This window comes from Nonomuraea sp. NPDC049725, assembly GCF_040674795.1.
Lineage (GTDB): Bacteria > Actinomycetota > Actinomycetes > Streptosporangiales > Streptosporangiaceae > Nonomuraea > Nonomuraea ceibae.
The window spans coordinates 448,765-465,961 of sequence record NZ_JBFANJ010000005.1 but is presented as its reverse complement, the minus strand read 5'-3'; the positions used below and the strand labels follow the sequence as shown (position 1 = coordinate 465,961).

The following is a 17,197-nucleotide window of genomic DNA, read 5'->3' as shown; positions in this document are numbered from 1 at the left end:
TCAGACGACGAGCGGCTGCCGGGCGGCAGGTCTGGCCGTGCCGTCGTAGGCGTCCCAGGCGGCGGCCAGCGCGCGCACCGCCCGGGACAGCTCCTCCTCCGGGAACAGGAAGTGCAGCCGCAGGTGACGGGGGTGGCCGCCGAGCGGGTCGAAGGAGCGGCCCGGCGGCACCGCGACCCCGTGCCTGAGCGCGACCTGGGCGAAGGAGTCGGCGTCGCCGCGCGGCAGCCGTACCCAGATCGTCTGGCCGCCCGCGGCGGGCTCGAACGACCACGACGGCAACAGGGCGCGCAGCTCGGCGCGGAGGTGGTCGTGGCGGGCGCGCAGCTCCGTCACGCGCGCCCGCCGGATGCCGTCGAGGCGGCGCAGCAGCGCGGCGGCGGCGAGCTGGCCCATCACCTCGCCGCCGAGGTCGTGCACGGCGCGCAGCCGCGACAGCCGCGACGCCAGCGCGGCGGGGGCGCGGATCCAGCCGATCCGCAGCCCGCCCCACACCACCTTCGACAGCGACGCGATCGTGATCACCTGCTCGCCGCGCGAGCCGGGGGAGCCCGGGGAGTACGCGGCGAGGGGCGGCGGGGTCTCGCCGGTGAAGCAGAGCTCCGCGCACACCTCGTCGTCGATCAGCGGCACGTCGTGCCGGGCGGCCAGCTCGGCGAGCCGCCGCCGCGCCCCGGCGGGCATCACCGAACCGGTCGGGTTGCTCGCCGTCGGCACCGCGTACACCAGGGCGGGCCGGTCCCTCATCGCGGCGGCCACGTCCGGCACGGAGGCCGCGCCAGGATCCGGGCGGGCGGGATCGAGGGCGGGGTCGAGGGCGGGGTCGAGGCGGGCCGGGCGGACGACGGCGGCGGCGTGGCGGAAGACCTCCAGCGCGCCCGGGTACGTCGGCGAGCCCGTCAGGACCGTGTCGCCCGGCGTCAGCAGCAGCCCGGCGAGCAGGGTGAGCGCCTGCTGCGCGCCGTTCGTCACGACGATCTCGTGCGGGGTGGTGGGCAGCCCCCGGCCGGTGTAGTAGTCGGCCACGGCCTGGCGCAGCGTCGCGTTCCCGGCGGGCTGGTAGCCCAGGTCGCGCACGCCGGACAGGGCGGCGGCGGCCTCCGCGTACGCCTCGGCCAGCTCGGGCGGCGGCTCGTCGGGGGCGGCGCAGGTCAGCAGCGCCACGCCGTCCGGCGGATGCAGGATGTGCATGAGCAGCGGGTTGGCCGGCACGCCGTCCAGCGAGCGGGCGGCGGACAGGTCCATCGGGGCGACCCGGGTGCCGCTGCCCTGCCGGCGCACCACCCGGCCCTCCTGCTGGAGCAGGTCGTAGGCGGCCACCACGGTGCCCCGGCCCACCGCGAGCCGCGCGGCCAGCGCCCGGTCGGGCGGCAGCGTCTCGCCCGGGGCCAGCACGCCGTCGTCGACGAGGGCCCGCAGCCGGGCGGCCAGCAGCAGGTAGAGCGGCCCGCGCCCGGACGCCCACCGGCCCAGCAGGTCGACGAGATCATCGAGATTGGCCCCATTCATGAACCAATTTTGTCAGATTGGCCCTGACTTACTGCGATATTTCCGGAGACGCTTACAGTTATGAGCGCATACCGCCCCGAAACCCGAGCGGTCCACCTGCCCCAGCCCCCGGTCGAGGGCAGCCGCCCGATCGCCGTCCCCCTGTACCAGACGTCCGGATTCGTCTTCGACGACCCCGCGGTCATGGCCGACGCGATGAGCCGCCCCGACGGCTCGTTCGTCTACGGCCGCTACGGCAACCCGACCGTCCGCTCCCTGGAGGAGGCGGTCGCCGACCTGGAGGGCGGCGCCGCCGCGATCGCCACCGGCTCCGGCATGGGCGCGATCAGCACCGTCCTGCTCGGCCTGCTCAAGCCCGGCGACCACCTGATCGCCCAGCGGGCCCTGTACGGCGGCACCGCGGCGATGATCAACGAGCTGGCGGCCAGGTTCGGGGTCGAGGTCGGCTTCGTCCCCGAGAACGACCCCGACGCCCTGCGCGCGGCGGTGCGGCCCGAGACCAGGCTCGTCTACCTGGAGACGATCGCCAACCCGATGGGCCGCGTCGCCGACCTGCCCGGCATGTGCGTGGCGGCCCGCGAGCTCGGCGTCCCGGTCGCCGTGGACAACACCTTCGCCACGCCCATGCTGTGCCGTCCGATCGAGCACGGCGCCGACATCGTCCTGCACTCCACGACGAAATACCTGTCCGGGCACACCGACGTCGTCGGCGGCCTCGCGGTGTTCGCCGACGACGCCCTGCACCGGAAGACGTGGCACTTCGCCATCGAGCTCGGCGCGTCGGCCGACCCGTTCGCGGCCTGGCTGACGCTGCGCGGCCTGCAGACGCTCGCCCTGCGGATGGAACGGCACTGCGCCAACACCCGCCTGCTGGCGACCCGGCTCGCCGAGCACCCCGCCGTGGCCGCCGTGCACTGGCCCGGCCTGCCCTCGCACCCGTCGTACGAGCTGGCGGGCAAGCTGCTGCCCGACTTCGGCGGCGTGCTGGCCTTCGACCTGACCGGCGGGCGGGCCGCGGGGGAGTGGTTCATGCGCTCGGTTCGGCTCGCGCTGCTGGCCCCGTCGCTGGGCGGCGTCGAGACGCTCGTCCTGCACCCGGCCACCACCTCCCACCGCGCGCTGCCCGCCGAGGAACTGGCACGCCACGGGATCGGCGAGGGCACGGTACGGATCGCCGTCGGCATCGAGCACCCGGAGGACCTCTGGGCCGACATCGAGCAGGCTTTGACATAACGCTTAGGCATTTAGGAAAATGCCTAAGTGCTGTCCGATCTGCGCGCGCTCGCCAGCGAACCGAGGCTGCTCATCCTGAGCTGGCTCAAGGACCCGGTCGCGCACTTCCCGCCCCAGGTCCACGGCGACCTCGTGGACGACGGGGTGTGCGCGCAGTTCATCGCGAACAAGCTGGACATGACCCAGCCGAGCGCCACCGGGCACCTGAAGATCCTGGAGCGTGCCGGGCTCATCCGCGGCAGGCGCATCGGGCAGTGGGTGTTCTACCGGCGCGACGAGGAGCGGATGGCACAGCTCAAACGGACGATCGTGGAGGAACTGTGATGCCGGTGTCGTACGAGGACGTGGTGGCCGCCGCCGGGCGCATCGGCGGGCACGTGCTGCGCACCCCGGTCCTCGAGGTGTCGCCCGGCCTGATCCTCAAGCTGGAGCTGCTCCAGCACTCTGGGTCGTTCAAGGTGCGGGGCGCGTTCAACCGGCTGCTGTCGGCCGGGGAGGTGCCGGACAGCGGCGTGATCGCGGCCAGCGGCGGCAACCACGGGCTCGCCGTCGCCCACGCCGCCCGCGCGCTCGGCGTCCGGGCGGAGATCTTCGTGCCGGAGGTGACGAGCGCGGTCAAGGTCGCCGGGCTGCGCGCGCTCGGCGCGGAGATCACGCAGACCGGCGCCATCTACGCGGAGGCGGCCGAGGCCGCCGCCAAGCGCGCCGCCGAGACGGGCGCGCTGCCCGTGCACGCCTACGACCAGCCCGAGGTCGTCGCCGGGCAGGGCACCGCCGGGCTGGAGCTCATGGCCCAGACCGGCGGCGTCGACACTGTCCTGGTGGCGGTGGGCGGCGGCGGCTTCGCCGCCGGCATAACCGTCGGCGCCGGCGCGGCGGGTGGTGAGGGGCCGCGGATCGTGGCCGTGGAGCCCGAGCGCATCCCCACCTTCCACGCCGCGCTGGCAGCCGGGCGGCCGGTCCCGGTCGAGGTGAGCGGGGTGGCGGCCGACGCGCTGGGCGCCAGCCGCCTGGGCGAGCTCGCCTACGGCATCCTGGCCGGGGCGGGCGCGCGGAGCGTGCTCGTCAGCGACGAGGCCATCGTGGCGGCCCGCCACACGCTGTGGGCCGAGCACCGCGTGGTCGCCGAGCACGCGGGCGCCACCGCGTACGCCGCCCTGCTGTCGGGCGCGTACGAGCCCGCGCCGGGCGAGCGGGTCGCGGTGCTGGTGTGCGGCTCCAACACCGACCCGGCCACCCTCTGAGCAGGCCGGGACGGGCGTGACCCCGTCCCGGCGGTGCCGTGCGAACGCGCGCGTCCCTCCAGGGACGACGGCCGGGAAGGGGCGCTAGCGGTAGGTGTGCTCGGCGGCGGGGAAGGCGCCGGAGGCGACGTCGCCGGCGAACTCCCGCACCGCCCGTTCCAGGTCGGCGTCCAGGTCGGCGTAGCGCTTGACGAACCGCGCCGGCTCGGGCGTCAGCCCCATGAGGTCCTGCCAGACGAGCACCTGGGCGTCCGTGGCGGGGCCCGCGCCGATGCCGATCACGGGGATCGCCAGCGACGTGGTCACCCGTTCGGCCAGGTCGGCGGGCACGCACTCCAGCACGAGCGCGAACGCCCCGGCCCTGGCCAGGTCCTTGGCGTCGGCCATCAGCTCGTCGCCGGCCTGGCCGCGCCCCTGGACCCGGTAGCCGCCGAGCGTGCCGACCGACTGCGGCGTCAGCCCGAGGTGCGCCATGACCGGCACGCCGGCCCCGGTCAGTGCCTCGACCTGGGGCAGCACGCGGCGGCCGCCCTCCAGCTTGACGGCGTGCGCGCCCGCCTCCTTCATGAAGCGGGCCGCCGTCTCCAGCGCCTGCGCGGGCGAGGACTGGTAGGAGCCGAACGGCAGGTCGGCCACGACGAGCGCGCGGGACGAGCCGCGCACCACGGCCGCGGTCAGCGGCAGCAGCTCGTCGACGGTGACCGGCAGGGTCGAGTCGTGCCCGTACACGACCATCGCGGCCGAGTCGCCCACGAGCAGGACGGGGATGCCCGCGCGGTCGAACACGCGGGCGGTCATCGCGTCGTAGGCGGTGACCATGGGCCACCGCTCTCCGCGCTGCTTGGCGGCGGCGAGGTCGCGGACGGTGACACGGCGGCCGGTGACGCCGCCGTAGAGGGACGGTGAAGACATGGGTCAGCCTCCAGAAACGTCTCGAGGCGCCCCGGTGGCGTCCCCGGACTCCTCCCGATGATGTCACGCGGAACAAACCGGTGGCGAAAGTGTCGGTGCTCCTTGACACAATGGCTCGGGAGGTAAGCAATCACCATGGCTATCGAACCTTACCGGCGCCTGTTCCGGCTGCCCGGTGTGGGCGTTCTGCTCCTGGTCGGCCTGCTGGCCAGGGTGCCCTCGACGGCGACGGGCATGGCCCTGACGCTGCATGTCGTCAAGGGCCTCGGGCTCGGCTACACCCAGGCCGGCGTGGTCACGATGGCGAGCACCGTGGGCATGGCCCTCGGCTCGCCGCTGTCGGGAAGGTTCGTCGACAAGTACGGGCTGCGTCCCGTGCTGATCGTCACCACGGCCGCGCAGGCCGCGTTCTGGGCGGCGGCGCCCTCGCTGCCCTATCCGGCGCTGATCCCCGCGGCGGCCCTGGCCGGGCTGCTGGGGCTGCCGGTGTTCAGCGTGATCCGGCAGTGCATGGCCGCCATGGTGCCGCTGGACCAGCGCCGGGTGGCCTTCTCGCTCGACTCGATGTTCGTCGAGCTGTCCTACATGGCCGGGCCCGCGCTGGCGGTGTTCGGCATGACCGCGTTCGGCAGCGGGCCGACGCTGGCCGTCATCGCCGTGGGCCTGACGGGCTCGGGGCTGGCGCTGATCGTGCTCAACCCGCCGGTCAGGTCGGAGGCGGAGCTGGCGGAGGCGGTCGTCAAGGTGCCGCGCCGCCAGTGGCTCACGCCCCGGCTGGCCGCGCTGCTCGGCACCACGGCCGCCGCCACGTTCGTGCTCACCGCCAGCGAGCTGGCCCTGGTCGGCAGCATCGAGGGCGCGGGCCAGACCGAGTGGATCGGGCTGGCGGTCGGCATCTGGTGCCTCTACTCGCTGATCGGCGGGTTCGTCTACGGCGGGCTGTCGCGCGGGTTCTCGCCGCTGGTGCTCATCGGCGGCATGGGGCTGCTGACCGTCCCAGTGGGGCTGGTCTCGGGCGGCTGGTGGTGGCTGGTGCTGGCGCTGCTGCCCGCCGGTCTGCTCTGCGCGCCGTCGCTGTCGTCCACGGTCGAGACCATGACCCGCTGGGTGCCGGCGGCGGCCAGGGGCGAGGCGATGGGGCTGCACGGCACCGCCCTGCTCATCGGCGGCGCGGCGTCTGCGCCCATCGCGGGCGCGGTCATCGACGCGCACGGCTCGGCCTGGGCGTTCGCGGTGGCGGGGCTGGCCGCGGTGCTGATGGTGCTGGTGGCGCTGCCGTTCTGGCGAGGCGGCGCGAGCCGCGGCGGTGGGGGCGGCACCGCGGCGGAGCGCCGGGACGAGGCCCCGGAGACGGTGCCGGACGAGGTGTCCGCCTGAGTTAACGAAACGATACCGTTGCGTATCGGAATGCCTTGCGATACGGTGGCGTAGCGAAACATTGCCGTATCGAAATTAAGGCTTCCCTTTGATGGACGAGAACACAGGGCACCCACGCCGCTGGGCCATCCTCGGCGTGCTGGTGTTCAGCCTGCTGGCGGTCGTGATCGACAACACGATCCTCAACGTGGCGATGAAGACCATCGCCGACCCGGTGGCGGGGCTGGGGGCGACGCAGAGCGAGCTGGAATGGGCGATCAACTCCTACACGCTGGTGTTCGCCGGGCTCCTGTTCACCTTCGGCGTGATCGGTGACCGCACCGGGCGCAAGCGCATGCTGTTCGTCGGCATGGTGCTGTTCGGCCTGTCGTCCCTGGCCAGCGCCTACGCCCAGGACCCCACGCAGCTCATCATGGCCAGGGCGGCGATGGGCATCGGCGGCGCGGCCATCATGCCCGCCACGCTGGCCATCATCTCCAACGTCTTCCCGCCCGGCGAGCGCGGCAAGGCCATCGGCTTCTGGGCCGGCGGCGTCGGCCTCGCCGTGGCGGTCGGCCCGATCACCGGCGGGCTGCTCATCGAGCACTTCTGGTGGGGCTCGGTCTTCCTGATCAACGTGCCGATCGTGCTCATCAGCCTCGTGCTGATCGCCACCGTCGTGCCCGAGTCGCGTGACCCCAAGCCGTCCAGGCTCGACCCGGTCGGCGTGCTGCTGTCGATCGTCGGCCTGGTGGCCGTCGTCTACGGCATCATCCGGGGCGGCGAGCTGGCCACGATCGCCTCCGCCGAGGTTCTCGTGCCCACCCTGGCCGGCCTGGCGGTGCTCGCCGTGTTCGTCTGGTGGGAGCGGCGCATCGACAACCCGGTCTTCGACGTGCGCAGCTTCGGCAACGTCCGGTTCAGCTCGGCCATCGGCATGATGGGCATCGTCTTCTTCGCGATGATGGGCGGGATGTTCTTCCTGACCTTCTACCTGCAGATCGTGCTGGACTACAGCCCGGTGCAGGCGGGGGCGCTGATGATCCCGTTCGCCGCGGCGCAGCTCATCTTCGCGCCGCTCAGCCAGCGGATCACCCAGCGGTTCGGGGCCAAGCTCTCGGCGACGGTCAGCCTGACCGTGGTCACGCTGGCGCTGGCCTCCTACGCCTTCTTCGACCAGAACACGCCGATCGTGCTCATCGAGGCGGTGTTCTTCGTGCAGGGCGCGGCGATGGCCAACGTCATGCCGCCCGCCACCACCGCGATCATGGAGTCGCTGCCCCGGGAGAAGGCCGGCGTCGGCTCGGCCATGAGCAACACCGTCCGGCAGGTCGCGGGCGCGCTCGGCGTGGCCGTGCTCGGCTCCGTCCTGTCCTCCAGCTACCGGGGCGAGATCGCGCCCGCGCTGGCCGGGCTGCCCGCCGACGTCCAGCACGCCGGCGGCGAGTCGGTCATGGCGACCGTCGAGGTCGCCCGGTCGCTCGGCGAGCGCGGCCAGGCCCTGCTGCAGCCCGCTTTCGACGCCTTCGTCCACGGCATGCACACCACGGCGTGGGTGTCGGCGGCCATCGGCCTGGTGGGCATCGCCGTCGTGGCACGCTGGATGCCGGGAAAGCCCCGGCCGGCGCAGCAGGCGGAGCAGAAGGAACCAGCGGTAGTGTGAGGCCTCGATGACCATCCGGGAACCGGTGACGACCCGCCCAGCGGGCCGCCCACGCAGCGAGAAGGCCGAGAAGGCGATCGTCGAGGCGACCCTCGACCTGATAGCCGACGGTATGGGGATCTCCGAGCTGTCCATCGAGGCGATCGCCGCGCGGGCAGGTGTCGGCAAGACGACGATCTACCGGCGGTGGTCCAACAAGGAGGACCTGGTCGTCGACGCCCTCGCCACGCTGAAGGCGCCGCTGCCGCCGCTGGCCGGTCTGTCGGTGCGCGACGACCTGATCGCGCTGGTCGACGTGATCCGGCTGGAGGGCGGCCGCTCGACGCGCTCCCGCTGCATCATGAACGTCGTGATGGGCGAGGCCGACCGGCACCCGCGCCTGACCGAGCGCTTCTTCAAGCGGGCGGTCGAGCCGCGCCGGCGGGCCATGGAGGACGTGCTGGCGCGCGGCGTCGCCACCGGCGAGCTGGACCCGGACCTCGACGTGGAGGTCGGCATGGCGCTGCTGTCGGGCGCCATGGTCTGGTACACCAAGTGGGGCCCCGCCGGCGACCTGCCGGCCGACCTGGCCGAGCGGGTCGTCGACCGGGTCCTCGCCGGCCTGCTGCCCCGGCCCTGAGCCCTCGCGGCGGCCGGGGCCGGCCCGTCAGGGCGCGGCCTCGCGCCACCGGTTGGTGATGGGCAGCCTGCGGTCGCGGCCGAAGTTCTTCGGCGTGATCTTGGGGCCGGGCGGATACTGCCGCCGCTTGTACTCGGCCAGGTCCACCAGCCGGATCACCCGCTCCACCAGCGCCGGGTCGTGCCCGGCGGCGATGAGCTCGCGCGAGCCCAGGTCCTTCTCCACGTAGTCGTCCAGCAGCCGGTCCAGCACCTCGTAGGGCGGCAGCGAGTCGGTGTCGCGCTGGTCGGGCCGCAGCTCGGCGCTGGGCTCCTTGGTGATGGAGTTCTCCGGCACGGGCCGCTCCGCCTCCAGCAGGAAGCCCGGGTCGGTGTGCTCGTTGCGCCAGCGGGCCAGCTCCCACACCATCAGCTTCGGCACGTCCTTGATCGGCGCGAACCCGCCGGCCGAATCGCCGTAGAGGGTCGAGTAGCCGGTCGCCAGCTCGCTCTTGTTGCCGGTGGTCAGCACCAGGTGGCCGTGCTCGTTCGACAGGCCCATGAGGATCATGCCGCGCACCCTGGCCTGGAGGTTCTCGGCGGCCAGGCCGGACAGGTCGATCTCCTTCTCGAAGGAGTTGACGATCTCGGCGATGGGCACCACCTGCGAGCGCAGCCCCTGCCGCCGCACCAGCTCCTCGGCGTCGGCCAGCGAGTGCTCGGAGGAGTAGCGCGAGGGCATGAGCACCACGTTGACCCGGTCGGGGCCGATCGCGTCGGCGGCGATCGTCGCGGTCAGCGCCGAGTCGATGCCGCCGGACAGGCCCAGGATGACCGAACGGAAGCCGTTCTTGGCCACGTAGTCGCGCACCGCGAGCACCAGCGCCGAATAGACCTCGGCGTGCGTGCCGAGCGGCTCGGCGATCGACGGGGGCTCGGGCTCGTACGGCTCGACCGGGTCCTGGGAGAGCACCAGCCGCTCCACGGTGATCGCCGTGCCGTCGCCCGCGTCGTACGGGAACGTGCCCGGCTCGGCCGAGGAGACCGGCAGGTCGAGGTCGGCGATCAGCAGCTCCTCGCGGAACTGGGCGGCCCGCGCCACCAGCTCGCCCGCGTCGCCGACCACCAGCGAGTCGCCGTCGAAGACCAGCTCGTCCTGGCCGCCGACCTGGTTGACGTAGACGAGCGCGCACCCGGCCTCGCGCGCCCTGCGGGCGCACAGCTCCAGGCGTACGTCGTCCTTCTCCTTCTCGTACGGCGAGGCGTTGGGCACGACGAGCAGGCCCGCGCCCGCTTGGCCCACGACGGCGACCGGGCCGCCCTCCTGCCACAGGTCCTCGCACACCGCGATCGCCACGTCGACCCCGTGCAGCCGGAAGATCGGCAGCCGGTCGCCGCGCACGAAGTAGCGGTATTCGTCGAACACGCCGTAGTTGGGCAGGTGGTGCTTGGCCGTGCGGGTGACGACGCGGCCCCGGTGGAGCAGGGCGGCCGCGTCGAGCGGGGCGCCCTTCGGACGGCCGAGCCGGGGCTCCAGGCCGGCGCGGTCGACGTAGCCGACGACCACCGGCAGTTCGCCCAGCCCCTCCTCGGCCAGCCTGACCGCCACCGCTTCGAGGGCGGCGATGCTCGCGTCCACGAAGGACGTCCGCAGCACCAGGTCCTCGGCGGGATAGCCGGTGAGGAACATCTCGGTGAACACGGCCAGGTGAGCACCGCGGTCGGCGGCGTCGCGGGTCCACGCGACGAGCTTGTCGGCGTTGCCCGCCAGATCGCCGACGGTCGGGTTGGTCTGTGCCAAGGCAATGCGCAGTTGTGCCACGGGCACCAGCCTAGTACGGCCCGGTTTTTATCGTCCAAGCGACGAGAAGTCGGTCAACGCGGGACGGTCGTGCCGGGAGTCACCAGGCCCGACTCGTAGGCGGCCACCACGAGCTGCGCCCGCTGTGACAGCCCCAGATGCGCCAGCAGCGCCCGCACCGACGCCGCGGCCTCCTCCTCGGGCAGCGCGAGCGTCTGCGCGATCTGCGCGTTCGTCAGGCCGCGCGCCACCAGTCGCAGCACGTCGAGCCGGGAGTCGGACAGCCCAGCCAGCGCGGGCGGCGAGCCCGGGTCGGCGCGGCCGGCGAAGCCCGCGATGAGCCGCGTCGTGACCGCCGGGTCGATGAGCGCGTCGCCCGCCGACGCGGCGCGGATCGCCGCCACGAGCTGCTCGGGCGGCGAGGTCTTCAGGACGAAGCCGCTCACCCCGGCGCGCAGCGCGGCGTAGAGGTTCTCGTCGCTGCCGAACGTGGTCATCATGATGACCTTGGGCGGGTCCGGGTCGGCGAGGATGCGGCGGGCCGCGGCCAGGCCGTCGAGGTGCGGCATCTGGATGTCGAGCAGCACCACGTCCGGGGCGGCCTCGCGGACCGCGGCGATCGCCCGCTCGCCGTCGGTGGCCTCGCCGGCGAACTCCAGCCCGGGCTCGGCGGACAGCATCACCCGCAGGCCCGTCCGTACGAGGGCCTGGTCGTCGGCCACCAGCACCCGCAACGGCCGGCCGGCGCTCCCGGAGGGTAAGGCGGCGGCGGGGGGCGTGAAGGCGGCGGGCTGCGGGGCGGGGGCGTCGAGGCGCTGGGCGAGGATGTCGCCCTCCAGGCGCTTGAGCCCGGCCGTGAGGTCGAGGCCCAGCTCGTCGCGCCACAGCGCGCGGGCGCGGCGCAGCGCGGCCAGCGCGTCGCCCTGGCGGCCGGTGCGGTAGAGGGCCAGCGCGAGCAGCCGCCACGGCTCCTCGCGCAGCGGGCAGGCGGCGGCGTGCGCCTCCAGGTCGGGCACCAGCGCGGTGGCGCGGCCGAGCGCCAGCCCGGCGGCGGCGCGCCGCTCCACGGCGGTCAGCCGCAGCTCCTCCAGGCGGGCCGCCTCCGTCACCGCCCACAGCAGCTCGCCGAACTCGGCCAGCGCCGGCCCGCGCCACAGCGCCAGCGCCGTGTCGAGGGCCGCCCAAACCTCGGCGGCGGTGCCCTCGGTCCTGGCCAGCGCCTCGAACCGCCAGGCGTCGACCTGGTCCTGCCCGGCGCGCAGGGCGTAGCCGGGCGGCGCCGACACCAGCACGGCGGCCTCCTCCCGGGGAGCCCGGCCGGGTTCGAGCGCGCGGCGCAGGCGGGAGACGTAGCCCTGGATGGTCGACAGCGCCTGCGCGGGCGGCCCGGCGGGCCACAGCTCGTCGATGAGCGTGCTCACGGGCACGGCGCGGCCGCCGGCGACGAGCAGGCGCGCGAGCACCGCCCGCTGCCGCTGCCCGCCCAGGTCGAGGGGGTCGGGACCGATCCAGGCCCGGAACGGCCCCAAGGCGGTAAAGGTCAGCATGGTAGGCGCAAGCGTAGGGCCACCGGCGGCCCCGGTACAGCGGTCAGCGGCGGCGGATCGCGGGCCCGAGCGCCAGCATCGCGACGGCCGAGACCAGGCCGATGCCGCCGACCGTGAACCACAGCGCGGCCTGACCGCCGGCCTCCAGCAGCCAGCTCCCCAGCAGCGGCGCCAGCACGGCCGCAGCCGACCAGGCGAACCCGAACAGCCCCGAGTAGCGCCCGCGCAGGTGGGCGGGGGCCAGCCGGGCCACGATCGCGCCCGCGATGCCCGCCGTCACGATCTCGCCCGCCGTCCACACCACGATCGTCACCGCCAGCCAGAACGTGGTCGTGACGAACGACGTCAGCGCGAACCCCACGCCCATCACCGCCAGCCCCAGCGCCAGCGTCCTGGCCGGGTCGAGCCGGCCCAGCCAGCCCGACACCAGTGGCTGCACGATCACGATGAGCACCCCGTTGAGCGCCATGGCCAGCCCGAACTGCCCGGTGGTGAGCCCGGTCAGCTCGGTCATGGCCATCGGCAGCGTGGTGTACGTCTGCGCGTAGACCAGCGCGTTGCCGAGCGTCACCAGCGTGAACGCGACCATCAGCCGGTCGCGCAGCACCATCCCGAACCCGCCCGACGACTCCCGCTCGGCCGGCCGCGTCTCCGGGATCGCCCGCCAGACCAGCACCGCGAACGCCACGCAGCCCACCGCGTCCACCCAGAACAGCCAGTGGAACCCGAGCTGCGCCAGCCACCCGCCCGCCGTCATCCCGACCGAGTAGCCCAGGTTGATCGCCCAGAACAGCAGCCCGTACGCGCGCGGCCGCTCGACCGGCGAGACCAGGTCGGCGACCAGCGCGTTGGAGGCCGGCCGGTAGGCGTCGACGACCAGGCCGAGCACGAACATCGAGGCCAGGATCGCGGGCAGCGTCGTGCTGTAGCCGAGTGCCAGCATCATCGCGGCGGTGGCCAGCATGCCGCCCGCCAGCGTCGCCCGGCGGCCGATCCGGTCGGCGAGCACCCCCGCCAGGAGCTGCGACACCAGCGACCCGGCGCCGAACACCGCCATCACCATCCCGGCGGCGGCCAGCGACAGGCCGCGCGCCTGGGTCAGGTAGACGCCGGTGAACGGCATCACCATGGTGCCGAGGCGGTTCACCAGGGTGCCGCCCCACAGGGCCCAGAACGGGCGGGGCAGGCCGCCGAGCTGCGAACGCAGGAAGGACGGCTTCTCGACAGTCGTGCTATTCACCCGCTAAGAGTGATATTGGGGGATTTGGTGGGGCGAACGATTTAGCGCACACTAAAGGCATGTCGGTGACCTGGACTCTCAAGCCCGAGGACATGGCGCGCATCCGGTTCGCGTTCTCCCCGATGTGGGAGCTCGTGGCCAGCCTGCGCACGCTCCAGGACCCCGCCCGCCAGTCCATCCACCTGCCGTGGATCAAGTGCGTGCGGCCCCGCCTGGCGGGCCTCGACGTGGCCGAGCTGTTCGCGCTCGTGCCCGCCTCCGGCTACCTCGCCGACTTCCTCACCCCGCCGCCCGACACGCCGCTGCCCGACTTCGCCGCCGAGCTCGCCCGCGTACGCGCCACCCGTCCCGAACGCGCGGCCGCCGAGGCCGCCCGCGTCCAGGGCACCGACCGGGCGGTGCTCGACCGGTTCCTGGCCGACCCGGCGGCCGGGGTCGAACGCGTCGCCGCCGCGCTGGAGGCGTACTGGGAGACGTGCTTCGCCGAGTTCTGGCCGCGCGTCTACGGCCTGCTGGAACGCGACGTGCTGCGCCGGTCGCGGCAGCTCGCCCAGGGCGGCGCCCGAGAGCTGTTCGCCGGCCTCGGCCCCGCCGTGACCTGGACGGGGGAGCGGCTGCTCGTCGACCGGCCCTGGTGCGCCACGGGCGGGCTGCACGGCGACGGCCTGGTGCTGGTGCCGACCGCCTTCTACTGGCCGTCGGTGGCCGTCATGTCCGCGCCCTACCAGTCGATGCTCGTCTACCCGGTCCTCGGCGTCGGCACGCTGTGGGAGAGCGGGCCGCCGCCCGCGCCCGGCGCGCTCGCCGCGCTCATCGGCCGCAGCCGGGCCGCGATCCTGCTCGCGCTGGACGAGCCCAGCACCACCTCCGCGCTCGCCGGGCGCATGGCGCTCACCCCCGGCGCCGTCAGCCAGCACCTCGGCGTGCTCAGCGGCAGCGGCCTGGCCGTCGGCATGCGCGTCGGCAAGCAGGTCGTCTACCGCCGCACCCCCACCGGCGACGCGCTGGCCGCCACCGGCGCTCAGCTGTAGCGGGTGGACTCCATCAGCCAGTCCAGGTGCGCGCGCGGCGCCGCCAGATAGGCGCACGCCACCTTGCTCACGTCCCTGGCCGTACGCGGTCCGAGGTCGTCCAGCGGCAGCCGCCTGGCCGCCTCCTGCATGTCGCGGCAGCGCTCGGCGATCCGGTCCACCACCCAGGCCACCGCCTCACGCTCTCCCAGGCCCAGCTCCCGCCCCGCGATCACCACCAGGTTGTGCGCGTCGCCGCGCTCCTTGGGCCGCGACGCCACGTCGTTGCACCAGGCGGTGACGTCGCTGCAGGCGTTCACCAGCTCCTGCCACGGCTCGGACCGGTGCACCCACGCCGGCACCTCCACCCGCAGGCACGGCTCCACCAGGTCGTACAGGTAGGGGCCGACCGTGCCCCGGCGCAGCGCCGGGTAGTCGGCCAGCGACGGCGCCGCGCCCGACGCCCGGTTGGCCGCCTCTGTCCGGCAGGCGTAGTGCTGGCGCTGCAGGTTGACCGCGAACCGCCGCCGCCACTGGTCGCTCATCCGCGAGCTCGTCACCCGCCACAGATCGGCGAACGCGGCCTCCAGCGGATGCCCGGTCGAGCCCTCCAGCATGCCCTGGAACACCTCCAGCCGGCACTGCCCCTCGTCCAGCTCGTCGTCCAGGTGGAACAGCCACGTCAGCCACTGCGCGAACAGCGCCGCCGCCGCCGCGTCGAACTCGGCGAACGCCCGCCCCGCCATCCGGTGGAAGCCCACTCCCGGATCGGCGTGCAGCCCGGTGCGCCGCGCCCAGTCGATGACGGCCGCCTCGATCGCGTAGACCGCCGGATGCATGCGGCACGGCGCCGCCATCGCCGGCACCCGCTCGGTCAGCGCCAGCAGCGCCACCGCCGCCGAGCCGCCCCGGCGGGGCAGCGGCAGCAGCGGCTTCCAGTGCAGCACCGACCGCAGCGCGGACCGCACCGACGCCAGCACCGTCGTGTGCGCCGCCGTGTTGGCCGTCGTGTCCCTGGTGGCGTTCACAGCGGTCCGTAGAGCCAGTTGCCCGCAGCGTTCGGATCTTCGCTCACGTAGTACTCGCGAGCCGCCAGGACCAGCTCCTCCACGGTGAGCGCCCCTCTGCCGGAGCGGTCCAGCCGCTCGAACGCCTCGTCCACGTCGTCGTAGGCGGTGCCGAACGCGGCCAGCATCGTGCGGAACTCCTTCGGGCCCACGTGCCCGTCGCCGTCGATGTCGCACAGCTCGGCGACCGCCACCGCCGCCGGCCGGAACACCTCGTCGTAGCCGCCGCCGGTGACGAACGCGGCAGTCATGCCCACGCGGAAGTCCTCCCGCGTCAGGCCCAGATCGCGGTCGCGGCCGAGCGCCTCCGACAGCGCCGTCCAGATCCCGTCGAAGCTGTCGACGAGGCTGCTGCCGGTGACCGAGGTGGGGGACTCCCCGAAACCCACCAGCAGGCGGGCGCCCAGCCCCAGCAGGTCCTCACGCGCCACGACGCCCGCGCCCCCGGCGTCGATGTGGTCGAAGGCCCGATCGAGCTTGTGATTGAGCAGGTCGATAGCCACCAATGCCTCCCCCGAGACTGACTGCGTGATCACAGTAAGTCCGGCCGGGCCCTTTGTCAGCGAGGCTCGCACCGGCGGCCCGCGTAACCTGTGCGAAACACGGACACGGCATGCTGATATGAAACCTGTACTGCCACTGACGAGGGGACGCCGTGGACCGCCAGCAGGAGTTCGTGCTCCGCACCCTTGAGGAACGCGACATCCGGTTCATCCGGCTCTGGTTCACCGACGTGCTCGGCTTCCTCAAGTCCGTCGCGATCGCCCCCGCCGAGCTGGAGGGCGCCTTCGCCGAGGGCATCGGCTTCGACGGCTCGGCCATCGAGGGCTTCGCCCGCGTCTACGAGGCCGACATGCTGGCCAAGCCCGATCCGTCGACGTTCCAGATCCTGCCCTGGCGCAGCGAGACGCCCGGCGCCGGCCGCATCTTCTGCGACATCCTCATGCCCGACGGCTCGCCCTCCCACGCCGACCCCCGCTGGGTGCTCAAGCGCACGCTCGCCAAGTGCGCCGACATGGGCTTCACCTTCTACACCCACCCGGAGATCGAGTTCTTCCTGCTGAAGAACCGGCCCGAGCCCGGCGTGCGGCCCGAGCCCATCGACTCCGGCGGCTACTTCGACCACACCCCCCACAGCTCCGGCCACGACTTCCGCCGCCAGGCGATCATGATGCTGGAGTCGATGGGCATCTCGGTCGAGTTCAGCCACCACGAGGGCGCGCCCGGCCAGCAGGAGATCGACCTGCGCTACGCCGACGCCCTCACCACCGCCGACAACATCATGACCTTCCGCCTGGTCATGAAGGAGGTCGCGCTGGAGCAGGGCATCTGGGCCTCGTTCATGCCCAAGCCGTTCACCGAGCACCCCGGCTCCGGCATGCACACCCACATGTCGCTGTTCGAGGGCGACCGCAACGCCTTCTACGAGGCCGGCGCCGACTACCAGCTGTCCAAGATCGGCCGCTCGTTCATCGCCGGGCTGCTCAAGCACGCCGCCGAGATCACCGCCATCACCAACCAGTGGGTCAACTCCTACAAGCGGCTGTGGGGCGGCGCCGAGGCCATCGCCGGGCAGGGCGGCGAGGCGCCCTCCTACGTGTGCTGGGGCCACAACAACCGCTCCGCGCTCGTCCGGGTGCCCATGTACAAGCCGCACAAGGGCGGCTCGTCGCGCATCGAGTTCCGCTCGCTCGACTCCGCCTGCAACCCCTACCTGGCCTTCGCGCTCATCCTGGCCGCCGGGCTCAAGGGCATCGAGCACGGCTACGAGCTGCCGCCGGCCGCCGAGGACAACGTCTGGACCCTGACCAGCGCCGAGCGGCGCGCGCTCGGCATCCGGCCGCTGCCGCAGTCGCTCGACGACGCCATCGCCGTCATGGAGCAGAGCGAGCTGGTCGCCGAGACGCTCGGCGAGCACGTCTTCGACTTCTTCCTGCGCAACAAGCGCTCGGAGTGGCGCGAATACCGGCGCCACGTCACCGAGTTCGAGCTGGGCCGCTACCTGCCGGTCCTGTAGA

General features: G+C 73.3%; 15 protein-coding genes. 8 read left to right on the top strand and 7 right to left on the bottom strand.

Annotation, left to right across the window (positions count from 1 at the left end):
- Positions 1-1,509, bottom strand: a complete 1,509-nt coding sequence (locus tag AB0J53_RS16425) for a PLP-dependent aminotransferase family protein (protein WP_364172666.1) — start codon at positions 1,507-1,509, stop codon at positions 1-3.
- A 60-nt stretch (positions 1,510-1,569) separates the two neighbouring features.
- On the opposite strand from AB0J53_RS16425, the gene AB0J53_RS16420 reads away from it, so the two are divergent.
- From AB0J53_RS16420 to AB0J53_RS16410, 3 genes are read left to right on the top strand one after another with little or no spacing between them, the layout of a single operon-like run.
- Positions 1,570-2,742 carry an aminotransferase class I/II-fold pyridoxal phosphate-dependent enzyme gene (locus tag AB0J53_RS16420; RefSeq protein ID WP_364172663.1) on the top strand — a complete coding sequence of 391 codons (1,173 nt, stop codon included), beginning with the start codon at positions 1,570-1,572 and terminating at the stop codon, positions 2,740-2,742.
- 27 nt (positions 2,743-2,769) lie between these two features.
- On the top strand, positions 2,770-3,066 hold the full coding sequence (locus AB0J53_RS16415; protein ID WP_308126043.1) for a metalloregulator ArsR/SmtB family transcription factor: 297 nt from the start codon (positions 2,770-2,772) through the stop codon (positions 3,064-3,066).
- Positions 3,066-3,986 carry a threonine/serine dehydratase gene (locus tag AB0J53_RS16410; protein WP_364172660.1) on the top strand — a complete coding sequence of 307 codons (921 nt, stop codon included), beginning with the start codon at positions 3,066-3,068 and terminating at the stop codon, positions 3,984-3,986. Before AB0J53_RS16415 ends, AB0J53_RS16410 begins: the two co-directional genes overlap by 1 nt.
- An 84-nt stretch (positions 3,987-4,070) precedes the next feature.
- On the opposite strand, the gene panB is transcribed toward AB0J53_RS16410, so the two are convergent.
- Entirely contained in the window at positions 4,071-4,898 is an 828-nt protein-coding gene (gene panB, locus AB0J53_RS16405; RefSeq protein WP_219510829.1) for a 3-methyl-2-oxobutanoate hydroxymethyltransferase, read from the bottom strand.
- A gap of 135 nt (positions 4,899-5,033) precedes the next feature.
- On the opposite strand from panB, the gene AB0J53_RS16400 reads away from it, so the two are divergent.
- From AB0J53_RS16400 to AB0J53_RS16390, 3 genes are all read left to right on the top strand, one after another.
- On the top strand, positions 5,034-6,275 hold the full coding sequence (locus AB0J53_RS16400) for an MFS transporter (RefSeq protein ID WP_364172657.1): 1,242 nt from the start codon (positions 5,034-5,036) through the stop codon (positions 6,273-6,275).
- Positions 6,276-6,366: 91 nt separating this feature from the next.
- Positions 6,367-7,917, top strand: a complete 1,551-nt coding sequence (locus AB0J53_RS16395; protein WP_219510825.1) for an MFS transporter — start codon at positions 6,367-6,369, stop codon at positions 7,915-7,917.
- Positions 7,918-7,924: 7 nt separating this feature from the next.
- On the top strand, positions 7,925-8,536 hold the full coding sequence (locus AB0J53_RS16390; protein WP_357586423.1) for a TetR/AcrR family transcriptional regulator: 612 nt from the start codon (positions 7,925-7,927) through the stop codon (positions 8,534-8,536).
- 27 nt (positions 8,537-8,563) lie between these two features.
- On the opposite strand, the gene AB0J53_RS16385 is transcribed toward AB0J53_RS16390, so the two are convergent.
- Genes AB0J53_RS16385 through AB0J53_RS16375 form a run of 3 tightly spaced genes read right to left on the bottom strand, consistent with a single transcriptional unit; the run spans position 8,564 to position 13,102 of the window.
- Positions 8,564-10,336, bottom strand: a complete 1,773-nt coding sequence (locus AB0J53_RS16385) for an NAD+ synthase (protein ID WP_364172653.1) — start codon at positions 10,334-10,336, stop codon at positions 8,564-8,566.
- A gap of 53 nt (positions 10,337-10,389) precedes the next feature.
- The gene (locus AB0J53_RS16380; protein ID WP_219510817.1) at positions 10,390-11,862 is read right to left on the bottom strand and encodes a BTAD domain-containing putative transcriptional regulator; all 1,473 of its coding nucleotides are present in this window, start codon (positions 11,860-11,862) and stop codon (positions 10,390-10,392) included.
- A 43-nt stretch (positions 11,863-11,905) separates the two neighbouring features.
- Positions 11,906-13,102, bottom strand: a complete 1,197-nt coding sequence (locus AB0J53_RS16375; RefSeq protein WP_364172649.1) for an MFS transporter — start codon at positions 13,100-13,102, stop codon at positions 11,906-11,908.
- A gap of 59 nt (positions 13,103-13,161) precedes the next feature.
- On the opposite strand from AB0J53_RS16375, the gene AB0J53_RS16370 reads away from it, so the two are divergent.
- Positions 13,162-14,133, top strand: coding sequence for a DUF5937 family protein (locus AB0J53_RS16370; RefSeq protein WP_364172646.1), 972 nt, complete (start codon positions 13,162-13,164; stop codon positions 14,131-14,133).
- Here the strand turns inward: AB0J53_RS16370 and AB0J53_RS16365 are convergent.
- Both AB0J53_RS16365 and AB0J53_RS16360 read right to left on the bottom strand, forming a co-directional pair.
- Positions 14,124-15,140: a terpene synthase family protein gene (locus AB0J53_RS16365; protein ID WP_364172643.1), complete on the bottom strand. Its 1,017-nt coding sequence runs from the start codon at positions 15,138-15,140 to the stop codon at positions 14,124-14,126. The two genes, AB0J53_RS16370 and AB0J53_RS16365, sit on opposite strands and share 10 nt — an antisense overlap.
- Complete coding sequence (locus AB0J53_RS16360; protein WP_219510807.1) at positions 15,137-15,682, bottom strand: hypothetical protein; 546 nt, start codon at positions 15,680-15,682, stop codon at positions 15,137-15,139. The genes AB0J53_RS16365 and AB0J53_RS16360 overlap by 4 nt, the downstream gene beginning before the upstream one ends.
- 152 nt (positions 15,683-15,834) lie before the next feature.
- Between AB0J53_RS16360 and AB0J53_RS16355 the strand changes: the two genes are divergently transcribed.
- Entirely contained in the window at positions 15,835-17,196 is a 1,362-nt protein-coding gene (locus AB0J53_RS16355; protein ID WP_219510805.1) for a glutamine synthetase family protein, read from the top strand.
- The last annotated feature ends 1 nt before the right edge of the window (position 17,197 follow it).

Excerpts from the sequence above, each read along its gene's own strand:
- AB0J53_RS16410 (WP_364172660.1), top strand. The coding sequence starts at position 3,066 with ATGCCGGTGTCGTACGAGGACGTGGTGGCCGCCGCCGGGCGCATCGGC.
- panB (WP_219510829.1), bottom strand. The coding sequence starts at position 4,898 with ATGTCTTCACCGTCCCTCTACGGCGGCGTCACCGGCCGCCGTGTCACC.
- AB0J53_RS16380 (WP_219510817.1), bottom strand. The coding sequence starts at position 11,862 with ATGCTGACCTTTACCGCCTTGGGGCCGTTCCGGGCCTGGATCGGTCCC.
- AB0J53_RS16425 (WP_364172666.1), bottom strand. The coding sequence starts at position 1,509 with ATGAATGGGGCCAATCTCGATGATCTCGTCGACCTGCTGGGCCGGTGG.
- AB0J53_RS16370 (WP_364172646.1), top strand. The coding sequence starts at position 13,162 with ATGTCGGTGACCTGGACTCTCAAGCCCGAGGACATGGCGCGCATCCGG.
- AB0J53_RS16395 (WP_219510825.1), top strand. The coding sequence starts at position 6,367 with ATGGACGAGAACACAGGGCACCCACGCCGCTGGGCCATCCTCGGCGTG.
- AB0J53_RS16390 (WP_357586423.1), top strand. The coding sequence starts at position 7,925 with ATGACCATCCGGGAACCGGTGACGACCCGCCCAGCGGGCCGCCCACGC.
- AB0J53_RS16420 (WP_364172663.1), top strand. The coding sequence starts at position 1,570 with ATGAGCGCATACCGCCCCGAAACCCGAGCGGTCCACCTGCCCCAGCCC.
- AB0J53_RS16400 (WP_364172657.1), top strand. The coding sequence starts at position 5,034 with ATGGCTATCGAACCTTACCGGCGCCTGTTCCGGCTGCCCGGTGTGGGC.